A 23,086-nucleotide genomic window follows, 5' to 3' on the forward strand; every position below is an offset into this window, starting at 1 on the left:
CGCGGTTTTCTTCACCAGTCGCAGCACTGGCAGCGGCAAGAATGGCTGAAAAACGACATTTGACAAGACCAATATGCGTCTATCCTGCGGGTCGCACCCCATTGAGCCCGACCCGCACAGCCTCACAGGGTTGAAAGAAAGGTACTGTTACTGGTCTGCCACTCGGTAATATCCAGGCGCATGCGCTTCTTATCGAGCTTGCCAACACTGGTCTTGGGAATTTCAGTAACAAGGGCAATTTGACTGGGAATCGCCCACTTGTTGATGTGCCCCAGTTCGACGAAAGGCTTGAGGTGTTCCTTGAGCGCCTTGGCATCGATCGCTTGATTATCATGCACCACCAACAGCGCAAAAGGTCGCTCGCCCCACTGCGGATCAGCAACCCCGACAACAGCTACCTCGCGCACCGCCGGGTGACGACTGATCAGGTCTTCAAGCTCCAGCGAGGAGATCCACTCGCCGCCAGTCTTGATCACATCCTTGATGCGGTCGCGGATATCGATCACCCCCATGCTATCGAGGGTGGCAACATCCCCCGTGTGCAACCAGCCACCGTGCCAGAGTTCGGCGCCCTTCTGCGGTTCACGGAAATAGCCCATGGTCAGCCAGGGTGCGCGCAGCACCAACTCACCCTGCGTTTCGCCGTCGGCCGGGAGGAAATTGCCGTCACCATCAACGATCGCCGTCTCCACCAAGGGCACCGGCACGCCCGCTTTGATCCGGTAGGTGATGCATTCATCTTCGCTGCCTGCCAGCAGCTCGTCATTGAGGTGAGCGCAGGACACCAACGGGCAGGTTTCCGACATGCCGTAAGCAGCGGTCAGTTGAATGCCATGGGCCTTGGCGGCTTCATACAGGGCGCGGTTCAGTGAGCTGCCGCCAATGATAATCTTCCAACCGCAAAAATCCTGGGTTTGCGCGCCTTTGGCGTTGAGCAACATCTGCAGGATGGTCGGCACACAGTGCGAGAAGGTGACCTTCTCCTTGCGCCACAGCTCGCAGAGCATTTCTGGCTCGTAGCGCCCCGGATAGACCTGTTTGACCCCGAGCATGGTCGCCACGTAGGGAATGCCCCAGGCATGCACGTGGAACATCGGTGTAATCGGCATGTACACGTCGTTACTGCCCAGCAGCCGCACACTGTCAATGCTGCCTGTTACCGAGGCTGCGGCCAGGGTGTGCAGCACCAGTTGCCGGTGGGTGAAGTACACGCCTTTAGGGTTACCGGTAGTACCGGTGGTGTAGAAGGTGGTGGCAACCGAATTCTCGTCGAAATCCGGGAAGTCGTAGACTGGGCTGGCGGCGGCCAGCAACTGCTCGTATTCGCCGACCAGGTTCGGCAGCTCGGCCGTCTTGGGCTCACCGTCGGTGAGCAACAGAGTTTTCTCTACCGTGGTCAGTTGCCCGGCGATGGCTTGGTAGAGGCCGACGAAGTCACTGTTGACCAGCACAAAGCGGTCTTCAGCGTGGTTCATGGTGTAGAGAATCTGTTCCGGTGACAGGCGCACGTTGATGGTGTGCACCACCGCGCCAATCATCGGGATGGCAAACATGCATTCCAGATAACGATGACTGTCCCAATCCATCACTGCAACCGTGTCACCGGCCTTGACCCCGGCCTCGGTCAGCACATTCGCCAACCGCGCGATACGCTCGCTGAGAGTCAGGTAGCTATAGCGCACCTGGTCGCGATAGACGATTTCGCGGGTTTTTTCGTAGCGACTGCCAGACAGCAGCAAGCGCTTGATCAACAGCGGAAACTGATAAGCGCCCTCGGCGGGAGCAATGACACGGGTTTGTAACATAGGAGTCCCTTTTCTAGAGTGCACGAGATGGGCAAAACATAGCCCACTCTAGAACGCCACCACGCCGGTCAAATCAGCCAAAGGAATGATTTGACCGGGGTAAATAGCTAAAGGCAAATCGCCATCAATGCATCTCAGTGAAGGCAATCTTCACACCCAGAGCAATCAGCACTGCGCCCATGGTGCGATCAAACCAATGGCCCATACGGGCGAATCCAGCACGCACGCGCTGCTGGCTGAACAGCATGGCGACCAGGCAGAACCACAGGCCGGTGGCCATCGCCAGGTACAGCCCGTAACCGGCCTGGACCGCCAGTGGCGTATGCGGATTGATCACCACGGTGAACAGCGACAGGAAGAACAAGGTCGCCTTGGGGTTAAGGCCGTTGGTCATGAAGCCGGCGACAAAGGCTGCGCGTGGCGTGCGCTCGACGGTAGACACGTGCACAGTGTCACTGCCGGGTGCGGCAGGGCTGGCGCGTAGCGCCTTGAAGCCGATATAGAGTAAGTACGCCGCCGCCAGCCACTTGAGTGCGTTGAACAGCACAATCGACTGCGACACGATCAGACCGATGCCCAGCAGCGAATAGCCGACATGCAGGAAGATCGCCATGCCGACGCCAAACGCGGTCCAGGTACCGGCACGGCGACCATGGGTCACGCTTTCGCGCACCACTACAGCAAAGTCCGGGCCGGGGCTGGCTACCGCCAGCAAGTGAATCAAGGCAACTGTGAGAAATTCAGCCCAATACATGGGGGCTCCTTGCGGCAGTGGGTGAACATGAGAACCGTACATTACGCCCTAGACACAACATGTAACAACCTGTAGCCGCTGCCGCCAGGCTGCGATCGGGCGTGAAACGGCCGCCATTGAGTCCCATCCTGGTGACTGAATAACGACTGCTTTGCAGCCGATCGCAGCCTGAAGGCAGTGGCTACGCACACATAGCGTTCAAGGCGGCCTCGCAGATGCCCGCCTGCTTGTGGAGCTTCGAACAGAGCCATTACGATGGCTTTGCCTACCCCCTTCTTCCAACAGGAGCTGCCATGCCCACCCTTCGTCGCGCCGTATTTCTCGACCATGCGTCACTGGACCTGGGCGACCTCGACCTGACTGGCTTGCGCAACAGTTTCGACGATTTAAAGCTGTATCCGAGCACGACCGCCGAGCAGGTCAGCGAACGCCTGCACGGCGCCACCGTCGCGATTAGCAACAAGGTGATGATCGATGCCCAGACGCTGGCCGCCAACCCACAGTTGCAACTGATCCTGGTAGCCGCCACCGGTACCAACAACATCGATCTGCAAGCGGCGCGGGTTCAAGGCATCGTGGTCAGCAACTGCCAGGGCTATGGCACACCGTCAGTCGCGCAGCACACTCTGGCCTTGCTGTTGGCACTGGCCACACGCCTGCCGGACTATCAGCACGCCGTCACTGCAGGCAAGTGGGCCCAGGCCAAGCAGTTCTGCCTGCTGGATTTCCCCATCGTCGAGCTGGAAGGTAAAACCCTCGGCATGCTCGGTCATGGTGAATTGGGCGGTGCCGTGGCGCGCCTGGCCGAAGCCTTTGGCATGCGCGTACTGCTGGGGCAATTGCCCGGACGCCCTCCTCGAGAAGACCGCTTGCCGCTGGATGAGCTGCTGCCTCAGGTCGACGCCCTGACCTTGCATTGCCCCCTCAACGAACACACGCGCAACCTGATCGGCGCCGAGGAACTGGCCCTGCTCAAGCCAGGCGCTTTTGTCATCAATACCGCCCGCGGCGGCCTGATCAACGAACAAGCTCTGGCCGACACCTTGCGCGCCGGTCATCTGGGCGGTGCGGCGACCGACGTGCTGAGCGTCGAGCCTCCAGTCGATGGCAACCCACTGCTGGCGGGCGATATTCCACGCTTGATCATTACCCCGCACAGCGCCTGGGGCGCGGTTGAATCACGCCAGCGCATCGTCGAACAACTGGGCGAGAACGCCACAGCGTTTTTTGCCGGCAGCCCGCGCCGACAGGTCGGCTAAGCCGCACCCGGCTCTGGTAAACTGCGCCACTTTTTCAGGAGCCCCATCCATGGACCCGCGCAGTGAAGTGTTGCTTCGTCAGGCCGAGCTTTTCCAGGGCTCGCTGTTACTCGCCGGCTTGCCCGCCGATGACTTGCTCGGCAAGCTGCCGGCCGCCCATGGCTGGAGCTGGCATGCCGGCGATCAGGCGGGGATCGAGGCGCGCTTTGCCGGGCGCAGCCACTTCGGCGTAGAGGCGCCAGCCCAAGGTTTCGATGCCGCGGTGCTGTTTCTGCCCAAATCTCGCGATCTGGCCAACTACCTGCTCAATGCCTTGGCCTCGCGACTGGCCGGACGAATGCTGTATCTGGTCGGCGAAAAGCGTGGCGGGATCGAAGGCGCGGCGAAACAGCTGCATGCCTTTGGCAAGCCACGCAAGCTCGACAGCGCCCGCCATTGCCAACTGTGGCAAGTCACCGTAGAGCACGCGCCCGAGGCCAAGTCATTGGAAAGCCTGGCCGAGCGCTTTGAGTTGCCCCTGGCTGACGGACCGCTGCAAATTGTCACCTTGCCGGGGGTGTTCAGCCATGGTCGCCTGGACCGCGGCACGGCCCTGCTGCTCGAACACCTGGATCATCTGCCGACCGGCCATGTCCTCGATTTCGGCTGCGGTGCTGGTGTGCTCGGCGCTACCATCAAACGTCGCTACCCGCAAAGCCAGGTCACACTGCTGGACGTCGATGCGTTCGCCGTGGCCAGCAGTCGCCTGACGCTGGCTGCCAATGCCTTGCAAGGTGAAGTGATTGCGGGCGATGGCATCGATGCCGCACCGCGTGGCCTGGACGTGATTCTGAGTAATCCGCCGTTCCACACCGGCGTCCACACCAATTACCAGGCTTCGGAAAACTTGTTGAAAAAATCAGCCGATCATCTGAAAAAAGGCGGTGAACTTCGCCTGGTTGCCAACAGCTTCCTGCGCTACCAACCACTGATTGAAGGCGCCTTGGGCAACTGCCAGGTACGTGCCGAAGGACAAGGCTTCAAGATCTACCAGGCAATACGCGGTTAAAATCAGCGCTTGCCGAAACGGATTTGCCTAGGCAGAATCCGCTCCGTCCTAGGGGAGTAGTCTCCCGCGAGCAGCCAGCTCGCCCGGTACGCGTCAACATACTTGGTCCACAGACCATGGCGCGTGCGACCCACGGTCCGCACAGACGGACCCAGGGTTTGACAAGACCTATGACACGCACACCTTACCCGGGGCGGGAAGGCTGTACGTGTCATAGCCGTGTCGACCCGCCCCCGTAGGAATCCTGATGCTGGAATCATTGCTTGTCCCGACTGCGATCGTGGCCCTCGCCGAAATTGGCGACAAGACTCAACTGCTCGCACTCATCCTCGCTGCCCGCTTTCGCAAACCCTGGCCGATCATCGCCGGTATCATCGCCGCGACCTTGGCTAACCACGCTGCTGCTGGCGCTGTCGGCGCCTGGGTCAGCACCTTCTTCTCTGCCGCCACCCTGCACTGGATCCTCGCTGCCAGCTTCGCGGCCACGGCGCTTTGGACGCTGATTCCAGACAAAATGGATGATGACGAAGCCAGCACGGCACGTCGCTTCGGTCCGTTCCTGACCACGCTGATTGCGTTCTTCATTGCCGAGATCGGCGACAAGACTCAGGTCGCTACCGTGATGCTGGCGGCGCAATATCCGCACCTGATCATGGTCATTATCGGAACCACCCTGGGCATGCTGATTGCCAACGTGCCGGTGGTGCTGGCGGGCAACTTTGCCGCTGAGAAACTGCCATTGACCCTGATTCGTCGCCTGGCGTCGGCGGCGTTCTTTGTACTGGCCGCAGTGGCGGTCTACTCGGCAATGCAGGTCAGTGGCTGGATAGGTTGACCCGTTGCTATGGACCTGTGGGAGCCGGCGTTGCCGGCGAGGGGCCGCAGCGTGGCCCCTCGCCGCCTTACTTCTTGGCCTGCTCGTACAACGGCATCACCTTCGGTATTGCCGCCTGCAACGAAGCCTGACGGCTGGCCGAAGCTGGGTGAGTGCTCATGAACTCCGGCTGCGAACCACCCGAGGCCTGGCTCATCTTGTCCCACAAGCTGATCGCTGCATTCGGGTTGTAACCGGCACGCGCGGCCAGTTCCAGGCCGATCAGGTCCGCTTCGTTCTCATTGGAACGGCTGTTGGGCAAGGTCATGCTGTACTGCACCACGGTGTCGGCAATTGCCAGGCTGTCCTGACCCAGGCCGAGCAAAGCACCCGCACCCTGGCGAGCCATCTGCACACCATAGGCCTTGGACATCGCTTCACGGCCATGCTCACGCAGGGCGTGAGCAATTTCATGACCCATGACGGCCGCAATTTCGTCGTCGGTCAGCTTGAGCTTATCGATCAGCCCGGTATAGAAGAAGATCTTGCCACCTGGGCCGCAGTTGGCGTTGAGCTCATCGCTCTTGATCAGGTTGACCTCCCAGTTCCACTGCGCCGCATCTGGACGAAACTTCGGTGCCTGGGCAATCAACCGGTCGGCAATCACCTTCACACGCTTGGCATCGGCGCTGGTCTTGTCCAACACACCTTTGCTCGACGCTTCCCCCAGGGTCTGCTGGTAAGACTGCGCATACATCTGGTTGACCTCGTCGGTCGACAGCATGCTGAACATGTATTGCTTACGCTCGACACCCACGGCACCGCCGCTGGTGGTGTTCACTGCCTGGCATCCAGAAAGCAGTACGCTGGCACTCAGGGCGCCGATTACAAATGACTTACGCATGAAAACACTCCATTCGAACATGCCGCGTATCCTAGGCCGACTCGATTGAGCCCGCCATATCCCAAGCGAAGAATTCTCCAGACGGCACTCATGCTTTGCCCGGCACAGGCCGATAAGGCAAGGCAGACGTACTTTCTTGCGCTTGGAGCCCTTCATGAAGTTCAGGTCGATCCAGTTTTCCGTCGCCGCCCTGGCCGGTGCCATTGTCTTGAGCATTGTCGCCGCACTGGTGCTGTATGCCGTGTACGCCGGCCAGCGCACCCAGGAGCTGGTGCAGACCCGTACCCAGCAGCAATTCGAGGCATTGATCGAACAACGTTTGACCGCCCTGGCACGCACGCAAGTCAGCGAAATCCAGCGTGGCCTGGAGGCGCCTCTGCTGATTGCCCGTGGCCTGGCCACCAGCAACGCCATGCTGGGCATGAAGGACGCCAGCGGCAATCCGCAGCTCAAGATCGAGCGCGAACAGCTGATCGCCTTGCTCAAGCAGACCGCTGTGACCAACCCGTTGATCCTCGGCACTTACCTGGGCTGGGAAGCCAACGCTCTGGACCATGATGACAGCCGTTTCGTCGGCACCTCCATTACCGGTATCGACAGCACTAATGGTCGTTTCCTGCCCTGGTGGTTCCGTAATGATGACGGCAGCCTGGGCCTGGACAAGCTCGCCGACGTCAACGATCAGACCATCCTCGCCACCGGCGTGCGTGCGAGTGAGTATTACCTGTGCTCGCGAGACTCGAAAAAGGCCTGTGTGATCGACCCTGCACCTTACAAGGTCGGCGACAAGATGGTGATGCTCGCCTCTTTCGTTGAGCCGATCCTGATCGACGGCCAGTTCCAGGGGATTGCCGGCGCCGACCTGTCGGTGAACTTCATTCAGGAGCTGCTCAATTCAGCAGACCGCCAACTCTACGAAGGTGCCGGGGAGCTGGCCCTGGTGTCCGGCAACGGGCGGTTGGTGGCTTTTACCAAAGACCCGAGCAAGTTCGGTGAAAAAGCCAGTGATGCTCTCGACGCCAGGGTCGCAACCACCTTGAGCCAGCTCAGTGGCGAAAACCTGCGCTATGAAGTCAATCAGGACGCTGGACGCATCGAGTTGTACCTGCCGTTCAAGATCGGTAATACCGACGCCCGCTGGACCCTGATGCTGGAGCTACCCCTGAGCGCGGTGATGGCTGACGTCAATAAACTGCAGGACGAACTCAGCGCCCAACGCAGCACCGACCTTACCGGCATGACCTTGATGGGCCTGGGCATCGCCGCCCTTGGTTTGCTGGTGATCTGGCTGCTGGCCCATGGCATTGCACGTCCGCTGCGCCAAATGGTGGCCATGCTCGACGACATCGCCCAGGGAGAAGGTGACCTGACCCGCCGCCTGAGCAGCGACCGCGCCGACGAACTGGGCTCGATTGCCAAGGGCTTCAATACCTTTCTGGCCAAGTTGCAGGCCATGATCAGTCAGGTAGTGACCTCGGTACAGAAAGTCAGCGATTCCTCAGAGCACACCGCTGATATCGCCATCCGCACCAACCAGGGCGTGCACAAGCAAATGGCCGAGATCGACCTGGTGGCCACCGCGGTGCACGAAATGACCGCTACCGCCCAAGACGTGGCGCGCAATGCCACCCAAGCGGCCCAGGCGGCCAGCAACGCCGACCAGGCGGCCCATCAGGGCCTGCAGATCGTGCGCAGCACATCGAGTTCGATAAGCGCCCTGGCCGAGGAGATTGGTCGTGCTGTCGGCGTGGTGCAAACCCTGGCCCGCGACAGCGAAAACATCAACGCCATCCTTACCGCCATTCGCGCCATTGCCGAGCAGACCAACCTGCTGGCGCTCAACGCCGCGATTGAAGCTGCACGCGCCGGTGAGCAAGGCCGTGGCTTTGCGGTGGTTGCTGATGAGGTGCGCAACCTGGCGCAGAAAACCCAGCAGGCCACTGAAGAAATCCAGCAGATGATCCAGCAACTGCAGCAAGGTACCCGCGATGTGGTGCGGGTCATGGAAGACAGCCAAGGCAAGACTGACGACAGCGTACAACAAGCTGCCCGTGCCGCCCAGGCGCTGGAGAGCATCACTCAAGCAGTTTCGGTGATCAATGACATGAACACCCAAATTGCCAGCGCTGCAGAAGAACAGAGCGCGGTGGCTGAAGATATCAACCGCAACGTAATCAATATTGGCCAGGTGGCCAATGAAGTGGCGGGCGGGGCGGACGAGTCGAGCAATGCCAGTGCCGAACTGACCAAACTGGCTGAGCAGCAACGGCGCTTGATCAATCAGTTCAGGGTTTGACCCCGTGGGAGCGGATGATTTCGCTCCCACAACATAGCCCCGCAATGCTTTTAAGCCGGAGTCAAACACTCCGGCCCATTGAGTTTCGGATCATTGACCATATTGGCCAGCACCCGCTCACGCAACGGCGCCTGGGCGCTGGCCAGCAACTCATAAAGCCGCGCCGGCGGTGTATCAGGATCCAACCAGGCCGCCTGCCCGGCCGCATCCAGAATCAGTGGCCGACGCTGGTTCATCGCCGCTTGAGTGACCACTGCCGTGCTCAACCAAACCTGGTCCTGCACCGGATAGGCCTCCCAGATGGCAGCAAAAAATAGCGAAGAGCCCTCACCCGGCGTCAACCAGTAAGGGCGTTTTCGCTGGGTCCCGCGCCATTCGTAGAAACCATTGGCGGGCATCAGGCAACGGCGCAGGCGAAAGGCCTCGCGAAACATCGGCTGTTCGGCCAGGGTTTCGGCACGGGCATGGGCCGGGGTGCGCGACAGGTCTGTCAGCCACGCCGGGGTCAGGCCCCAACGGGCACGGGCCAACTCCGGTTGTCCGTCTTCAAGACGGCGCTGAATCAGCACCGAGGCACCGGGTGAAATATTCCATTGCGCCTGCTGGTCGGTCGGAAACCCCGGCAATGCAGCAAAGGCAGGAGACCAGCGAAACAGCGCGTAACGTCCACACATGAGGGATTGAGACCTAGCAAATCAGGGTTCCCGGAATGTGCTCCGGTTCGTCGCCAGACAGTGGCTGGGCGGCATTGTACGCGGCGATCAGCTGGCGTGCGTACTCGGCCTGTTCATCGGCAACTGCCAGACCCAGCAGGCCCTGCATCGGCAGATCTCCGATGGCGCCCATCAGGTCGCGGCCCACCAGGTGAACCCTGACCCCTTCGCTGTCGAGCATTCCGATCAGCATTTCAGCTTCCAACAGGCTTTCCGGGTCGTAGATTCGCTGCATCAGTCATTCTCACCGTAAACATCGAGCATCCATTCATCGCCATGCACCTGCAGCACAAAGCGGATGGGCTTGCAGCACACCTGACAGTCCTCGATGTACTCCTGGTCACCGCCTGACAGGTCCACCGTTGTCTCAACTTCCTCACCACAATAAGGGCATTCGTAAGTTGCAGCTTCGAGCATCGCGGCCTCCACAGTGACTTGTGCGTATAATTGCCGGTCTATTTACAGGACCTGCGCGTGTTCGAGCCGTTTTTCGAACCCCGGCCCTACCTATTACCCTAGCCGTTTCCAACAAGAGAGCATGATGGGCGAATTCGATGCCATCCGACCGTACGACGACGCTGAGGTCCCTGCCGTTCTGGCACGCCTGCTCAGCGACCCGGCATTCCTCGATATCCTCACCCACTTCCGCTTCCCGCGCATGGCCAATGCCTTCGGCTGGTTGCTCAAGCCACTGATCGCCCGCCGCCTGCGCAAGGAGTTTGCCGGGGTCAGCTGTGTGTCAACCCTGCAGGACAAAGTCGAGTACTACGTCGACCATACCATCGAGCGGGCCACTGACGGCGTCACCTACACCGGTGTCGAACTGCTCAAGTCGGGCACTGCCTACCTGTTCCTGGCCAACCACCGTGACATCGTCATGGACCCGGCATTCGTCAACTACGCGGTGTACCACGCCGGGCTGCCGACGCCACGCATCGCCATCGGTGACAATCTGCTGCAAAAGCCATTCGTCAGCGACATGATGCGCCTGAACAAGAGCTTCATTGTCCACCGTTCGATCACCGGACGGCGCGAAAAACTCGCGGCCTACCAGCTGCTCTCGGCTTATATCAATCACTCGATCCGCAACGACGGCCAGTCAATCTGGATCGCCCAAGCCGAAGGCCGGGCCAAGGACGGTGACGACCGCACCGACTCGGCCATCCTGAAAATGTTCCACATGAGCCGCAAAGACGAGCCATTCGGGGCAGTGATCCAGTCGCTGAACCTTAGCCCGGTGTCGATCAGCTACGAATACGACCCCTGCGACCAAGCCAAGGCCCGCGAGTTGTACATCCGCGCCACCACCGGTACCTATAGCAAGGCGCCGGGCGAGGATGATCTGAGCATCGCTCAGGGCATCACCGGCTACAAAGGGCGTGTGCACATCAACTTCGCCCCACCCGTAACGGCGTTCTTCGAGGACACCAAGCAACTGGCGGCGGAAATTGATCGGCAGATTCTTGCTGGCTACCGGTTGTTCCCGGTGCACTACCTGGCGTATGCGCAGTGGGCTGACGCTGATCCGGCACTGGACGTGCCGGCGGCGGCCAAGGTGTTCCCGGCAGACGAACTGGCCCGCGCCCAGACCGAATGGCAGCGTCGCCTGGATGCCTGCCCGGCCGAGCAGCGGCCGTATCTGGTTCAGCAATATGCGATGCCGGTCCGTAATCAGTACCGGGTCAAGGCAGGTTTGGCGCTTTAAGCTTCACCGCAGCACAGGCAAGGCCAGCTCCCACAAAATCAATGCAAGGCCGTTACGCCTGCAATTTCTGTGGGGGCCGGTGTTGTCGGCGATCGACCGGTCACACCCAGGTACTGAACCAGGACAGCAGCAAGGCCAACGCCAGGAAGGCAAAACCCAGAATGTAGTAGAAACGGTTGATGCGCAGGGTCATGCCATCGACCACGGCTTCATCGCTAGGCGCATTGGTCAGCGCCTGTGCCTCACGGCGCCGGGCACTGTGCAGCAGCAAGCCGCCAGGGCAGGTAATCAGCAGTGCCAGCACGTTGATCAACTTGGCAGGGTGGGCAGCGATCAGCCCCCAAAGCATTTGCAGCGACATTCCAGTACCTCGAAGTCAGACATCGGCGGGCATTTTACCCAAGCCCCGCCTCAAGTCCTGCGCTTTTCGACCAATGACGAGCATCGTCACACGAATGTCATCCACACACGTCACCCTAGCGGCCTTCAACGAACCGGAGCTCGTTCATGCTGCACGCCGAAAACCAGGACCGTCTCTACCTGATCGCCCAAAGCGACGAACAGCAAGCTCTGGTCGACGGCCTGGCGTTCAATGTCCAGGACCGTCAATGGCTGGTGTATTGCGCGCTGGGCGGCCATGCCCATGAGTACCTGCCCGAGGTCGATGTCCAGACCGGTATCAGCGTACTGGACTTTTACGTCGAAGCGGCCTGAAGCCCGCCACAAAAAAGCCCGATGACTGGCGTACAGTCACCGGGCTTTTTCGTCAGCGTAGATTACTCGCCGAGGATCTGGCCGATTGCCTGATCCTTGAACAGACGGGTCAGGGCGTCACTGAGGACATCGCCGACCAACTTGGTGTTGGTTTCCTGGTTCGGCGCCATGCCGAAGCGCTGGTCCAGGGACGCGCCATAACGGCCGCTGTAGCGACGATTGGCATTAGACACGTCAGCCTTGAAGGTCGCGCCGATGGTGGCTTCAGTGACGTACATGCCTTCTTTGGGCGACTGGTACTTCAGCTCGGCCAGGGTCACGGTCAGCTGCGGCGCATTGTAGGCGTTCGGCGTCGGGGTGAAGCCGAGCAAACGTACGGCCGCTTCGGCCTGGGCTTGCAGTTTTGGCAGGATGTCGTTGCCGGTCACGGTAATCGCGCTGGTTTCAGGGTACAGGCCACCACGGGTGCCCAGGGTTTGCGAAGCACGGCCATCGACCACCTTGACCACCACTGGCTGGCCGTGACCGACCGGCGCCAGCTGAGCGGTGAGTTTTGGTTGCGGGCTGAGTTGTTGCGGGCTGTGGGCACAACCGACCAGCGTTAGACTGGTCACCGCGATCAAACCGAACAACAAACGTTGCAACATGCTCATCTCTCCAGAATAGGCAGCAAAGGCCGCCAGTATAACCACCGTGACGCGACCCAGCCATCGCTGTGCCATTAGCGAATAAGACAGCCCTGGGTGATCCCGGTTCGACTGTCACAATCGTTTAATCACCCCGCGGTTATGCTCACGGCAGAACACTCACAGAGGTAGCCGCCATGTCCTGGTTCTGGACGTCACTGTTTAACCGCCTGCCCACCCGCAGCTTTGCCCGCCTCGATGCCCAGGGTCATTGCCTGGCCTTCAAGCAGTGTGCAGAACAGCCGGATGTCGGCGATTGGGTGGAAATCGAAGAAATTCGCCTGGCCTGGCTTAACCGGCCGCTGCCCGCCAGCGCCCGGGTTTGCACGCGCCGTCGTGGTAACTGGATACAGCGCAGCCTCGCTACCTGAACCGCACATCAATAAAAGTCATTAATAAAGATCATTTCTGTCTGAGACATCGTTATAATCTCCCCCCGATTATAAGGACGTCTCCTGATCGGGCCTCGCAGCACCGCCAATGTTCACCATCGGCACCCTCCGCACCGCCCACAGAGAGCCTTCCACACAGGTCTTGCACCAGCCAGTGTGCCTGCGTCATACGGCCCTCTGCTCTGCCAGAACCTGCCGGCCTGCCATCGCGCAGACCATTTTGAGGTTCACGACTCCAAAAGAGCGTGAAAAAACGGGTTTTCACAACTTCACGAGAGTGTGGCGAGCAATGAACAGTCTGGCATGTGCAAAAGCACCTAAAGTGTCCCGAACAGCCCTGAACAGCTGGCAAATGTGCTCATCCAGGATGAGTGCCTGAGGCCGGTCCATAACGCACGACGGACACCTTGACCATAAGTCGAATTGCCGCACCGGCCTTAAAATGCGTTCATAGGCAACGCAAAGCCCGGTTGGCGGTGTCCGCTGAAGTTGCAAAAACTGCGAAGAATCGGACATGGCGGTCCTGGCCAAGCCTGGGATCCTATGCTGTCAATTTGGTGCTGTAGATTTTGGAGACGCGTTAATGGCGCAGAACGAAGCAGTCGATGTAGTACTGGTAGGGGCAGGCATCATGAGTGCCACCCTGGCCGTACTGCTCAAGGAACTCGACCCGGCAATCAAGCTGGAAGTCGTCGAGTTGATGGATTCGGGTGCCGCGGAAAGTTCCAACCCGTGGAACAACGCCGGGACCGGCCATGCCGGGCTGTGTGAACTGAACTACACGCCGCAGGCCGCCGACGGCAGCATCGACATCAAGAAAGCGGTGCTCATCAACACTCAGTTCGAGGTATCCCGGCAGTTCTGGGCTTACCTGAGCAAAAAAGGCGCGTTCAAATCGCCACGGGCGTTCATCAACCCCGTGCCGCACCTGAGCTACGTCGAAGGTCAGAAAGGTATCGACTTCCTCAAGAAGCGCTTTGAGCTGCTCAAGCAGCACCATGCCTTCAGCGAGATGGAGTACACCGAAGACAAAGCGGTGATGAACGAGTGGATGCCGCTGATGATGCCGGGTCGCCCTGCCGACCAGAAAATCGCCGCCACCCGCGTCATGAAAGGCACCGACGTCAACTTCGGTGCCCTGACCAACAAGCTGCTCAAGCACCTGGCCAGCGCGCCGGATGCCCAGGTCAAGTACTGCAAGCGGGTCACTGGCTTGCGTCGCAATGGCAGTGGTTGGACCGTCAGCATCAAGGACGTCAACAGCGGCAGCAGCCGTGAAGTCGACGCCCGCTTCGTCTTCCTCGGCGCCGGTGGCGCGGCCCTGCCGCTGCTGCAGCAGTCGGGTATCGAAGAGAGCAAAGGCTTTGGTGGTTTCCCGGTCAGCGGCCAATGGCTGCGCTGCGACAACCCTGAAGTGGTCAAACAGCACCAGGCCAAGGTGTACAGCCAGGCTGCGGTCGGTTCGCCTCCGATGTCGGTGCCACACCTGGACACCCGCGTTGTCGACGGCAAAACCTCGCTGCTGTTCGGTCCTTATGCCGGCTTCACCACCAAGTTCCTCAAGCACGGCTCGTTCCTCGACCTGCCGCTGTCGGTACGCATGGGCAACATCGGCCCGATGCTCGCCGTAGCGCGCGACAACATGGACCTGACCAAGTACCTGGTCAGCGAAGTGATGCAGTCGATGGAACAGCGCCTGGATTCCCTGCGCCGTTTCTACCCCGAGGCGAAAGCCGAGGACTGGCGCCTGGAAGTGGCCGGCCAACGTGTCCAGATCATCAAGAAAGACCCGAAAAAAGGCGGCATCCTGCAGTTCGGTACCGAACTGGTAGCGGCCAAGGACGGCACCCTCGCCGCCCTGCTGGGCGCCTCCCCAGGTGCATCGGTGACGGTCTCGATCATGCTTGATCTGATCGAACGCTGCTTCCCCGAGCAAACCAAGGGCGCTTGGGCTGCCAAACTCAAGGAAATTTTCCCGGCACGGGAAAAGGTCCTGGCCGCCGACGCTGCGCTGTATCACAAGATCAGCGCACACAACGACGAGGTCCTCGGCCTGGTCGAAAACAGCCCGGCGCAAAGCTACGCGTAACGCACCGGCATAAAAAAACGCCCTTCGGGGCGTTTTTTTATGCGCGCTGGCTAATCAGCCGCGGGCCTTGTCGATGATCTCAATGTACTCAGCGGCGTTACGCTGGTCCTTGATCACGTCGACGAAGGTTTGGCCGTGTTCGTCTTTACCGTCCAGGTCCAGGCCAGCCTCAACGAAGAAACCAACAAAACGCTCGAAGTCGTCGATGCGCAGGCCGCGATAGGCCTTGATCAGCTTATGCTGCGAAGGCGAAGTGGCATCCGCTGGTTCGAACTGCAGGAAGGATTTGACGTAGTCGTCGCTGATCTCGTCGCCAATCACTTGCTTCTTGTCTTTACGCATTACCGACTCCAACTGAACCATCACGGACATTTTCACGGGCCGGCAGTTTACCCCTGCCCGGCCCCGGCGCTCAACGCGCGCGTACCGCTCCGGTATGTAGATCGGCCCAGATGTGGCCGTTGCCGTAGCTGAGGAATTGCACATAGACGGTATCGTTGCGCAACAGATCGAGGATCACCCGGTACTGGCTCAGCGGGTAATTGAGGTTCAGGGTTTTGCTTTTGCCGTCAAACACCGGCTTTTTCAGGCTTTTGCTTTCGCCATCGAACGTGATCAGTACCTGGTTGGCGCTTGTGCCTTTACTCAAAGGCTTGCCCTTGAGGCGCAAGGTCAATGGCGAAGTCACGGGAATCGGTTGCTGGTTGGACTGACGTTGATTGCCCACCACCACCGAATAGCTGGTGACCTGTAGCAATTGCTGGGTTTCAACGGCGTCCTGGCGCAGGGACAGGTCATCAGGCGGCAGGAATTGGCTGTGCAAAGGGGCTGCAGCCAGGGGCATGCTCAACAGCAGAAGAAGAGGAACAATCGCACGCATGACAGGCTCCTTGGTACGGCCTGGCACTCTAGCACGTCACTCGAAGTGCGTGCGCATCCAGGCCTGATAGTCGGCAACACCAGGTTCACCTTCGCGCGGCGCCCAACTCGCCAATTCCCCTTCGCCTACCGGGCGATAAGGGCCGGACTTGCACTCGAACATCACGCTGTCTGCCTCCAGCACCACCAGACCGTGAAAGGTACCCGGCGCCAGATCAACACCTAAGCAATCGCCACCGACCTGCATGACCCGTTTATCGATGACTGTGCCCTGCTCATCAAAGATCAACAGGCCCAGCTTGCCACGCAGCACAATCAGGCATTCAGCCTTATCGGCAGACAGGTGCCGGTGCGGCGGAATATAGGTGCCAGGCTGCAGGCCAACCGCCATGCGATGGCAAGGCTCTTCCATTTCATGAAAATTGTGATGCTGGCGACTGCGCGGATTAGCCGCAGCCTTGGCAGCCAGCTCGGCAAACAACGCGAGGTCGAGAAATCCGGGCTGGCGCATGGGATTCAGAGCCCTTTAACCGCGTAAATACCATTGGCGTTGCGCCAGTAACCCTTGTAGTCCATGCCATAGCCAAACACGTAACGGTCCACACAGCTCAGGCCACAGAAGTCGGCTTTAAGCTCGGCACTGGCCTTGCGGTCATGATCCTTGTCGATCAGCACGGCAGTGTGCACGGCGCGAGCTCCGGAATGTTTGCAGAAGTCGATGATGGCGCTGAGCGTGTGACCTTCATCAAGGATGTCATCGATGATCAGCACATCGCGGTCAATGAAGGAGACTTCCGGCTTGGCTTTCCAGAACAGATCACCACCGCTGGTCTGATTGCGATAGCGCGTAGCGTGCAGGTACGACGACTCCAGCGGGAACTGCAGGTGGGTCAACAGCTTGCCAGCGAAAATCAGGCCACCGTTCATCACACAGAACACCACCGGGTTACTCTCGGCTAGAACGTCGCTGATCTGCGCGCCAACGCGGGCGATGGCAGCCTCGACTTCGGCTTCGGTGTACAGGCAGTCAGCCTCTCGCATGACTTGACGGATATGCTCGAGATCAGCGGACATGGCGCTCTCCAGGGGGCTGCAATTGTGAAAAGCGGGCAAAGGTACGCATCCAAGGGCGCCAGATCAAGCATTTATGGACTAACGTCCAGAATGCCTATAGGACACACACGGCTGAATAGATTAATCTACCGCGGTTTTTTTGCCCGCCCCCCGGAGCTTTCCCTATGCCTACCCGTGAGATCCGCCATCCGCTGATCCGTCACAAGCTCGGCCTGATGCGCCGCGCTGATATCAGCACCAAGAATTTCCGCGAACTCGCCCAGGAAGTCGGCACGCTCCTGACCTACGAGGCCACCAAAGACCTGCCACTCGAAACCTATGAAATAGATGGCTGGTGCGGCAAGGTCCAGGTCGAGAAAATCGCCGGTAAGAAGATTACTGTAGTACCGATCCTGCGCGCTGGTATCGGCATGCTCGACGGTGTGCTCAGCCTGATTCCAGGCGCCAAGGTCAGCGCTGTGGGTGTTGCCCGTAACGAGGAAACCCTCGAAGCGCATACCTACCTGGAAAAGCTCGCCCCGGAAATCGACGAGCGCCTGGCGCTGATCATCGATCCGATGCTCGCCACCGGCGGTTCCATGGTCGCCACCATTGACCTGCTGAAAAAAGCGGGCTGCAAAGACATCCGCGCGATGGTCCTGGTTGCAGCGCCCGAAGGCATCGCCGTGGTCGAGAAAGCACACCCCGATGTACAGATCTACACCGCCTCGATCGACGAGCGCCTGAACGAACATGGCTACATCATCCCGGGCCTGGGCGATGCCGGCGACAAGATCTTCGGCACCAAGCAGAAGGACGCCTGAGCATGCAGCAGGAGTTCAACGACCCGCTCTGGCGCCAGGTCCTCTCCGGCGCGCAAATGCTCTTCGTCGCCTTTGGCGCGTTGGTGCTGATGCCGCTGATCACCGGCCTTGACCCTAACGTCGCGCTGTTCACTGCGGGTTTGGGAACTCTGCTGTTTCAGGTAGTGACCGGGCGTCAGGTCCCGGTATTTCTGGCTTCGAGCTTTGCCTTCATTACCCCGATCATTCTTGCCAAGGGTCAGTTCGGCCTGGCTGAGACCATGGGCGGGGTGATGGCGGCAGGTTTTGTCTACACGTTCCTCGGCCTGGCGGTGAAAATCAAAGGCACCGGTTTTATCGATCGCCTGCTGCCGCCGGTAGTCATCGGCCCTGTGATTATTTCGATCGGCCTGGCCATGGCGCCGATTGCCGCCAACATGGCCATGGGCAAAGCCGGTGACGGTACCGAGCTGCTGCCCTACAGCACGGCGATGCTGATCTCGATGCCGGCGCTGCTGACCACCTTGATCGTCGCAGTGTTCGGCAAAGGCATCTTCCGCCTGGTTCCGATTATTGCTGGCGTGCTGGTTGGCTTTGCTCTGTCGTTCTACTTCGGCGTAGTCGATACCGCCAAGATTGCCGCCGCCCCTTGGCTGGCCCTGCCACACTTCACGGCACCGGCGTTCAACTGGCAGGCGATCCTGTTCATTGTTCCGGTTGCCCTGGCACCAGCGATCGAGCATATCGGTGGCGTGATTGCCGTCGGTAGTGTGACCGGCCGCGATTACCTGAAAAAGCCTGGCTTGCACCGCACCCTGCTCGGTGATGGTATCGCCACCACTACGGCCGGCCTGTTCGGTGGCCCACCCAACACCACTTACGCCGAAGTCACTGGCGCGGTAATGCTGACCAAGAACTACAACCCGAAGATCATGACCTGGGCGGCGATTTTCGCCATCACCCTGGCGTTCATTGGCAAGTTCGGTGCATTACTGCAGAGCATCCCGGTGCCGGTGATGGGCGGGATTCTGTGCTTGCTGTTCGGCTCGATTGCGGCTGTGGGCATGAACACCATGATCCGCCACAAGATCGACCTGAGCGAAGCACGCAACCTGGTGATCGTCTCGGTGACGCTGGTGTTCGGCATCGGCGGCGTGCTTGTGGGTAGCGGTACTGGCCCGGATGACTGGGGACTTAAAGGCATTGCACTGTGTGCGGTGGTTGCCATTGCCTTGAACTTGCTGCTGCCAGGTAACGACGGCTGGAAGAAAAAGGCGCTGGACGATCAGTTGCCTTGACCTGAACGCCTACTGGGCTGTTCTGCAGCCTATCGGCTCCCACATTTCCTGTGGGAGCCGGCCTTGCCGGCGCTGGACCGCGAGGCGTTCCCAGGTTCAACCCGCCTGAACACAAAGCGTGTTCAACGCCTGCGCCCATTGCGGGTGATCATTCAAGCAAGGCACCAATACCAACTCCTCCCCGCCTGCCGCAACAAACTGCTCACGGCCACGATCACCGATCTCTTCCAGCGTCTCGATACAGTCGGCGACAAAGGCCGGGCACATGACCAGCAGCTTCTTCACCCCTGATTTTCCCAGTTCATCCAACCGCGTTTCGGTGTAGGGCTCAATCCACTTAGCCCGCCCCAGCCGCGACTGAAACGACACCGACCACTTGCCATCGGGAATGCCCATCTGCCGGGCAAACGCCTGGGCGGTGCGCAGACACTGCCCGCGATAACACACTGCAAGCATCTCGGGCGAGGAATCCCGACAGCAGTCGGCGGCCTGGAAATCATGCGTGCCCGTCGGATCGAGCTTCTTCAAATGGCGCTCGGGCAAGCCATGGAAGCTCAGCAACAGGTGGTCATAATCCTGCTCAAGGTACGGCCGGGCACTGGCCACCAACGCATCGATGTATTCAGGACGGTCATAGAACGGCTGCAGCACGGCCATCTGCAACGGCAGTTTCTGTTCAGCGAGTACCTGCCGAGCCTGCTCGATCACCGTCGTCACGGTGCTGTCGGCAAATTGCGGGTAAAGGGGTGCGAGCGTGACCTTCTTCACACCCTGAGCAGCCAGTCGCGCCAACACTGTCGGCAACGACGGCTCCCCATAGCGCATGGCAATTTCCACCGGGCCGTGGCACCACTGCTCACGCATCGCCTCCTGCAAGCGACGGGTCAACACTACCAGTGGCGAGCCTTCATCCCACCAAATCGAGGCATAGGCGTGGGCCGACTGCTCAGGTCGCTTGATCAGGATCAGCGATACCAGCAAGCGCCGTACTGGCCAAGGCAGGTCGATGACATAGGGGTCCATCAGAAACTGATTGAGGTAGCGGCGCACATCGGCCACCGACGTGGAGGCCGGCGAACCCAGGTTGACCAGCAGCAGAGCGTGATCGGTCATGCAACGTCCTATTTCAGAGGCGACTGGACAACTCATCCAGGGCCGATTGCAAATCATTGAAGTGGAAAGTGAAACCCGCTGCGAGCAAGCGCACCGGCCGTGCTCGCTGACCGCCCAGCAGCAGGGTCGACAGTTCACCCAGCCCGGCCTTGAGCACCACTGCCGGTAACGGCATGAAGGCCGGGCGATGCAGCGCACGGCCCAAGCGCTTGGCAAACTCACGATTGCGCACCGGCTCCGGAGCGCAGGCATTATAAGGACCGCTGGCGTCCTTGTGCTGCAAGAGAAAATCTATCAGGGCAATCTGGTCGTCTATATGAATCCATGGCATCCACTGTCGGCCATCACCAATCGGCCCTCCCAGGCCCAATTTGAACGGCACACGCAGACGCGACAAAAAGCCGCCCTCGCTCGACAGCACCAAGCCCGTACGCACCAACACCACACGAATCCCCAAGGCTTGTGCGCGCTGCGCGGTTTCCTCCCAGGCGATGCACAGCTGACTGGCAAAGTCCTCTTTGACCGGCTGTGAGGCCTCGGTCAGCTCACGCTCTCCACCGTCGCCGTACCAACCTACCGCAGAGCCGGAGATCAGTACCTCAGGGCGCTGCTGGCGACTGCTGAGCCAAGCCAGCAGTTGCTCCGTAAGGGTGATCCGGCTACTCCAGAGCAGCGCACGCCGCCGCGCACTCCAAGGGCGATCAGCAATCGGAGCACCGGCCAGATTGATCACTGCATCGATTGTTTGTTCCTCGCCCAGCGCCTCCAGACGAGCAATCCCCTGCACGCCGGCCCCGCACAACTTACCCACCTGCTCAGGCCTTCGACTCCACACCGTTAAACGATGGCCTTGCGCAAGCCAGAGCCGACAAAGCTGTTGGCCTATCAATCCCGTACCGCCGGTCAGCAATATATGCATGGCTGTGTCCTCACATGGCGCGCGCTGGTCTATTTTTAACAACAAGGCACTTTTTTGACCGAACACTCTCGGATAAACATAGGTCAACCTGTGGTGACGAATTCCGCCATGTTATACACAGATCGTTAGTTGTACAGGTTTGTCCTGCAGCACAGCCTGCAACCCTAAGGTTCGAAGAGGCCATTATGACTGTACCTATTGCCATCATCGGTGCCGGTATTGCCGGGCTCTCAGCAGCCCAGGCATTGCAAAAAGCCGGGCAGACTGTCCACTTGTTCGACAAAGGCCACGGCAGCGGTGGCCGCATGGCCAGCAAACGCAGTGATGCAGGCGCCCTCGACCTGGGGGCTCAGTATTTCACCGCTCGCGACCGACGCTTTGTTGACCAGGTTCAGCACTGGGTGGCTGCCGGCTGGGTCGCCGAGTGGAAACCGCAGCTCTACAACTACCAGAACGGGGTTCTAAGCCCGTCACCGGACGAACAGACCCGTTGGGTCGGCGTGCCGCGCATGAGCGCCATTACCCGCGGCTTACTCAAAGACCTGACCGTTAACTTCACCTGCCGAATTGCCGAGGTATTTCGCGGCAAACATTACTGGCACCTGCAAGACACCGATGGTTGCAGCCATGGCCCGTTCAGCCGGGTGATCGTCGCCGTACCAGCGCCCCAGGCCACTCAATTGTTGGCCGCCACGCCCAAGCTGGCAGCGACTGCCGCCGGTGTACAGATGGACCCGACCTGGGCAATTGCCCTGGCCTTCGATACCCCCCTGGATACGCCGATGCAGGGTTGCTTCGTACAGGACAGCGCCCTTGACTGGCTGGCGCGCAACCGCAGCAAGCCAGGCCGCGACGAGCATATGGACACCTGGGTACTGCATGCCACGTCAAACTGGAGCAAGCAGCATATCGACCTGAGTAAGGAAGCCGTGATTGAACACCTGTGGGGCGACTTTGCTGAATTGGTCGGTTGCGTGGTGCCCGCGCCTAGCTTTTCCCTCGCCCATCGCTGGCTCTACGCCCGTCCAGCCAGTAATCACGAATGGGGCGCACTGGCTGATGCTGATCTGGGCCTCTATGCCTGCGGTGACTGGTGCCTCTCGGGTCGCGTTGAAGGTGCTTGGCTCAGCGGCCAGGAAGCCGCGCGGCGGCTGCTTGAACATCTGGAGTAGCGGTAAAATCTCGCAACTTTGATAGTTCTGTACAATAATTTCATTTTGTACAAGATTATTTGAAGCCTGCCATGGACATTTTTTGCCAGCAGCACCGAGATTTCCCCCTCGAAGAACAGGATCAAATACGCGACCCGGTGCTGTGGGAGAACCTCATCATCCGTGTCCGCGCCTTCACCGCGTGGCAGCAACTGCTAGCCAGAGGCCTCAGCCGCAGCGCGCTGATCAACTTTCATTCGCGCTATAAGTACCAATTGATGGCCAATAACCCAGAACAGTACAAAGTGCTGGGGAAACTACTGGGCAGCATGACGTACGACGATGATCCGCAGGTGCTTGGCCCTCGCTACTTCAGCCAACTGATGCAGGCACTACGCCGCTGTGCCACACGCGGCACTCACACTAACGTGCTCCTGCACCTGAGCGGCTACCTGCGCAAGTCGCTGAGCCAAGACGAACGCCAGGAAATGCGTCAGCTGATCAGCCAATATCACGCCGGCACCGTGCCCCTGAAGGTTCCGTTGACTCGCCTCAAGCAGCACCTGTGCCGTCATCCCAATGCCTATCTGACACATCAGGTTTACCTGGATCCGCCTTCGCAGAATCTGAACGTGCGCAATGCAATGTGAACAGACGCCACAACCTGCTCACACAACGGCATGAATGGCAA

The 23,086-nt window shown here is 59.8% G+C and carries 26 protein-coding genes, 1 pseudogene and 1 riboswitch; of the genes and pseudogenes, 13 read left to right on the forward strand and 14 right to left on the reverse strand.

All coding sequences use genetic code 11. The features are described 5' to 3' along the window. Positions 1–122 precede the first annotated feature (122 nt). Together CX511_RS22240 and CX511_RS22245 are read right to left on the reverse strand one after the other, a co-directional pair. Positions 123–1,805, reverse strand: coding sequence for a fatty acid--CoA ligase (locus tag CX511_RS22240; protein WP_101292422.1), 1,683 nt, complete (start codon positions 1,803–1,805; stop codon positions 123–125). A 124-nt stretch (positions 1,806–1,929) separates the two neighbouring features. Next, complete coding sequence (locus tag CX511_RS22245) at positions 1,930–2,559, reverse strand: LysE family translocator (RefSeq protein WP_045188087.1); 630 nt, start codon at positions 2,557–2,559, stop codon at positions 1,930–1,932. Between the two features lie 293 nt (positions 2,560–2,852). Between CX511_RS22245 and CX511_RS22250 the strand changes: the two genes are divergently transcribed. From CX511_RS22250 to CX511_RS22260, 3 genes are all read left to right on the forward strand, one after another. Further along, positions 2,853–3,818: a 2-hydroxyacid dehydrogenase gene (locus tag CX511_RS22250; protein ID WP_045188085.1), complete on the forward strand. Its 966-nt coding sequence runs from the start codon at positions 2,853–2,855 to the stop codon at positions 3,816–3,818. Between the two features lie 49 nt (positions 3,819–3,867). Then, the gene (locus CX511_RS22255; protein WP_101292420.1) at positions 3,868–4,866 is read left to right on the forward strand and encodes a methyltransferase; all 999 of its coding nucleotides are present in this window, start codon (positions 3,868–3,870) and stop codon (positions 4,864–4,866) included. 38 nt (positions 4,867–4,904) lie between these two features. Continuing rightward, positions 4,905–5,026: riboswitch (yybP-ykoY riboswitch) on the forward strand. A gap of 87 nt (positions 5,027–5,113) precedes the next feature. Next, the gene (locus CX511_RS22260) at positions 5,114–5,701 is read left to right on the forward strand and encodes a TMEM165/GDT1 family protein (RefSeq protein ID WP_010225776.1); all 588 of its coding nucleotides are present in this window, start codon (positions 5,114–5,116) and stop codon (positions 5,699–5,701) included. 67 nt (positions 5,702–5,768) lie between these two features. Here the strand turns inward: CX511_RS22260 and CX511_RS22265 are convergent, their stop codons facing one another. Next, positions 5,769–6,584 carry a M48 family metallopeptidase gene (locus tag CX511_RS22265; RefSeq protein ID WP_045188217.1) on the reverse strand — a complete coding sequence of 272 codons (816 nt, stop codon included), beginning with the start codon at positions 6,582–6,584 and terminating at the stop codon, positions 5,769–5,771. A gap of 1,246 nt (positions 6,585–7,830) precedes the next feature. Between CX511_RS22265 and CX511_RS25720 the strand changes: the two are divergent. Then, a pseudogene (locus CX511_RS25720) lies at positions 7,831–8,025 on the forward strand (HAMP domain-containing protein); the annotation flags it as partial. 111 nt (positions 8,026–8,136) lie between these two features. Next, complete coding sequence (locus CX511_RS25725) at positions 8,137–8,880, forward strand: methyl-accepting chemotaxis protein (RefSeq protein WP_409077867.1); 744 nt, start codon at positions 8,137–8,139, stop codon at positions 8,878–8,880. 50 nt (positions 8,881–8,930) lie between these two features. Here the strand turns inward: CX511_RS25725 and CX511_RS22275 are convergent, their stop codons facing one another. From CX511_RS22275 to CX511_RS22285, 3 genes are read right to left on the reverse strand one after another with little or no spacing between them, the layout of a single operon-like run. Then, on the reverse strand, positions 8,931–9,554 hold the full coding sequence (locus tag CX511_RS22275) for an SOS response-associated peptidase (RefSeq protein WP_045188079.1): 624 nt from the start codon (positions 9,552–9,554) through the stop codon (positions 8,931–8,933). Between the two features lie 13 nt (positions 9,555–9,567). Beyond that, positions 9,568–9,828 (reverse strand): putative signal transducing protein, encoded by a 261-nt coding sequence (locus CX511_RS22280; RefSeq protein ID WP_045188077.1) that lies wholly within the window; start codon positions 9,826–9,828, stop codon positions 9,568–9,570. Next, complete coding sequence (locus tag CX511_RS22285) at positions 9,828–10,010, reverse strand: CPXCG motif-containing cysteine-rich protein (RefSeq protein ID WP_045188075.1); 183 nt, start codon at positions 10,008–10,010, stop codon at positions 9,828–9,830. The genes CX511_RS22280 and CX511_RS22285 overlap by 1 nt, the downstream gene beginning before the upstream one ends. A gap of 124 nt (positions 10,011–10,134) precedes the next feature. On the opposite strand from CX511_RS22285, the gene CX511_RS22290 reads away from it, so the two are divergent. Then, the gene (locus tag CX511_RS22290) at positions 10,135–11,298 is read left to right on the forward strand and encodes a 1-acyl-sn-glycerol-3-phosphate acyltransferase (protein WP_045188073.1); all 1,164 of its coding nucleotides are present in this window, start codon (positions 10,135–10,137) and stop codon (positions 11,296–11,298) included. A 100-nt stretch (positions 11,299–11,398) separates the two neighbouring features. Here CX511_RS22290 and CX511_RS22295 read toward each other — a convergent pair whose 3' ends face one another. Continuing rightward, on the reverse strand, positions 11,399–11,659 hold the full coding sequence (locus CX511_RS22295) for a hypothetical protein (RefSeq protein ID WP_045188071.1): 261 nt from the start codon (positions 11,657–11,659) through the stop codon (positions 11,399–11,401). Positions 11,660–11,805: 146 nt separating this feature from the next. Between CX511_RS22295 and CX511_RS22300 the strand changes: the two genes are divergently transcribed. Beyond that, on the forward strand, positions 11,806–12,012 hold the full coding sequence (locus CX511_RS22300) for a hypothetical protein (protein ID WP_045188069.1): 207 nt from the start codon (positions 11,806–11,808) through the stop codon (positions 12,010–12,012). Between the two features lie 62 nt (positions 12,013–12,074). Here the strand turns inward: CX511_RS22300 and CX511_RS22305 are convergent, their stop codons facing one another. Beyond that, positions 12,075–12,659, reverse strand: a complete 585-nt coding sequence (locus tag CX511_RS22305) for a YajG family lipoprotein (RefSeq protein WP_045188067.1) — start codon at positions 12,657–12,659, stop codon at positions 12,075–12,077. Between the two features lie 176 nt (positions 12,660–12,835). Between CX511_RS22305 and CX511_RS22310 the strand changes: the two genes are divergently transcribed. Further along, positions 12,836–13,069: a hypothetical protein gene (locus tag CX511_RS22310; protein ID WP_045188065.1), complete on the forward strand. Its 234-nt coding sequence runs from the start codon at positions 12,836–12,838 to the stop codon at positions 13,067–13,069. A gap of 604 nt (positions 13,070–13,673) precedes the next feature. Further along, complete coding sequence (mqo, locus tag CX511_RS22315; RefSeq protein ID WP_045188063.1) at positions 13,674–15,179, forward strand: malate dehydrogenase (quinone); 1,506 nt, start codon at positions 13,674–13,676, stop codon at positions 15,177–15,179. A gap of 54 nt (positions 15,180–15,233) precedes the next feature. Here the strand turns inward: mqo and CX511_RS22320 are convergent, their stop codons facing one another. The 4 genes from CX511_RS22320 to CX511_RS22335 all read right to left on the reverse strand — a co-directional run bounded on the left by CX511_RS22320 (position 15,234) and on the right by CX511_RS22335 (position 17,132). Next, positions 15,234–15,521 carry a PA4642 family protein gene (locus CX511_RS22320; protein WP_045188061.1) on the reverse strand — a complete coding sequence of 96 codons (288 nt, stop codon included), beginning with the start codon at positions 15,519–15,521 and terminating at the stop codon, positions 15,234–15,236. A gap of 70 nt (positions 15,522–15,591) precedes the next feature. Next, the gene (locus tag CX511_RS22325; protein ID WP_045188059.1) at positions 15,592–16,059 is read right to left on the reverse strand and encodes a hypothetical protein; all 468 of its coding nucleotides are present in this window, start codon (positions 16,057–16,059) and stop codon (positions 15,592–15,594) included. Positions 16,060–16,095: 36 nt separating this feature from the next. Beyond that, positions 16,096–16,569: a WbuC family cupin fold metalloprotein gene (locus tag CX511_RS22330; RefSeq protein ID WP_045188057.1), complete on the reverse strand. Its 474-nt coding sequence runs from the start codon at positions 16,567–16,569 to the stop codon at positions 16,096–16,098. 5 nt (positions 16,570–16,574) lie between these two features. Further along, entirely contained in the window at positions 16,575–17,132 is a 558-nt protein-coding gene (locus CX511_RS22335; protein ID WP_045188055.1) for a hypoxanthine-guanine phosphoribosyltransferase, read from the reverse strand. Positions 17,133–17,296: 164 nt separating this feature from the next. Between CX511_RS22335 and upp the strand changes: the two genes are divergently transcribed. Next, the gene (upp, locus tag CX511_RS22340) at positions 17,297–17,935 is read left to right on the forward strand and encodes a uracil phosphoribosyltransferase (protein ID WP_045188053.1); all 639 of its coding nucleotides are present in this window, start codon (positions 17,297–17,299) and stop codon (positions 17,933–17,935) included. A 2-nt stretch (positions 17,936–17,937) separates the two neighbouring features. After that, complete coding sequence (locus CX511_RS22345; RefSeq protein WP_045188051.1) at positions 17,938–19,212, forward strand: uracil-xanthine permease family protein; 1,275 nt, start codon at positions 17,938–17,940, stop codon at positions 19,210–19,212. 96 nt (positions 19,213–19,308) lie between these two features. Here CX511_RS22345 and hemH read toward each other — a convergent pair whose 3' ends face one another. Together hemH and CX511_RS22355 are read right to left on the reverse strand one after the other, a co-directional pair. After that, the gene (gene hemH / locus CX511_RS22350) at positions 19,309–20,325 is read right to left on the reverse strand and encodes a ferrochelatase (RefSeq protein ID WP_045188049.1); all 1,017 of its coding nucleotides are present in this window, start codon (positions 20,323–20,325) and stop codon (positions 19,309–19,311) included. Between the two features lie 13 nt (positions 20,326–20,338). Next, a complete protein-coding gene (locus CX511_RS22355; RefSeq protein WP_045188047.1) occupies positions 20,339–21,244 on the reverse strand; it encodes a TIGR01777 family oxidoreductase in 906 nt (301 codons plus the stop codon). Between the two features lie 185 nt (positions 21,245–21,429). Between CX511_RS22355 and CX511_RS22360 the strand changes: the two genes are divergently transcribed. Then, on the forward strand, positions 21,430–22,416 hold the full coding sequence (locus CX511_RS22360) for an NAD(P)/FAD-dependent oxidoreductase (protein ID WP_045188045.1): 987 nt from the start codon (positions 21,430–21,432) through the stop codon (positions 22,414–22,416). Between the two features lie 71 nt (positions 22,417–22,487). Beyond that, positions 22,488–23,045 carry a YbgA family protein gene (locus CX511_RS22365; protein WP_052675637.1) on the forward strand — a complete coding sequence of 186 codons (558 nt, stop codon included), beginning with the start codon at positions 22,488–22,490 and terminating at the stop codon, positions 23,043–23,045. Positions 23,046–23,086: the final 41 nt, after the last annotated feature.

The sequence above is a fragment of the Pseudomonas sp. S06B 330 genome, assembly GCF_002845275.2.
GTDB lineage: Bacteria > Pseudomonadota > Gammaproteobacteria > Pseudomonadales > Pseudomonadaceae > Aquipseudomonas.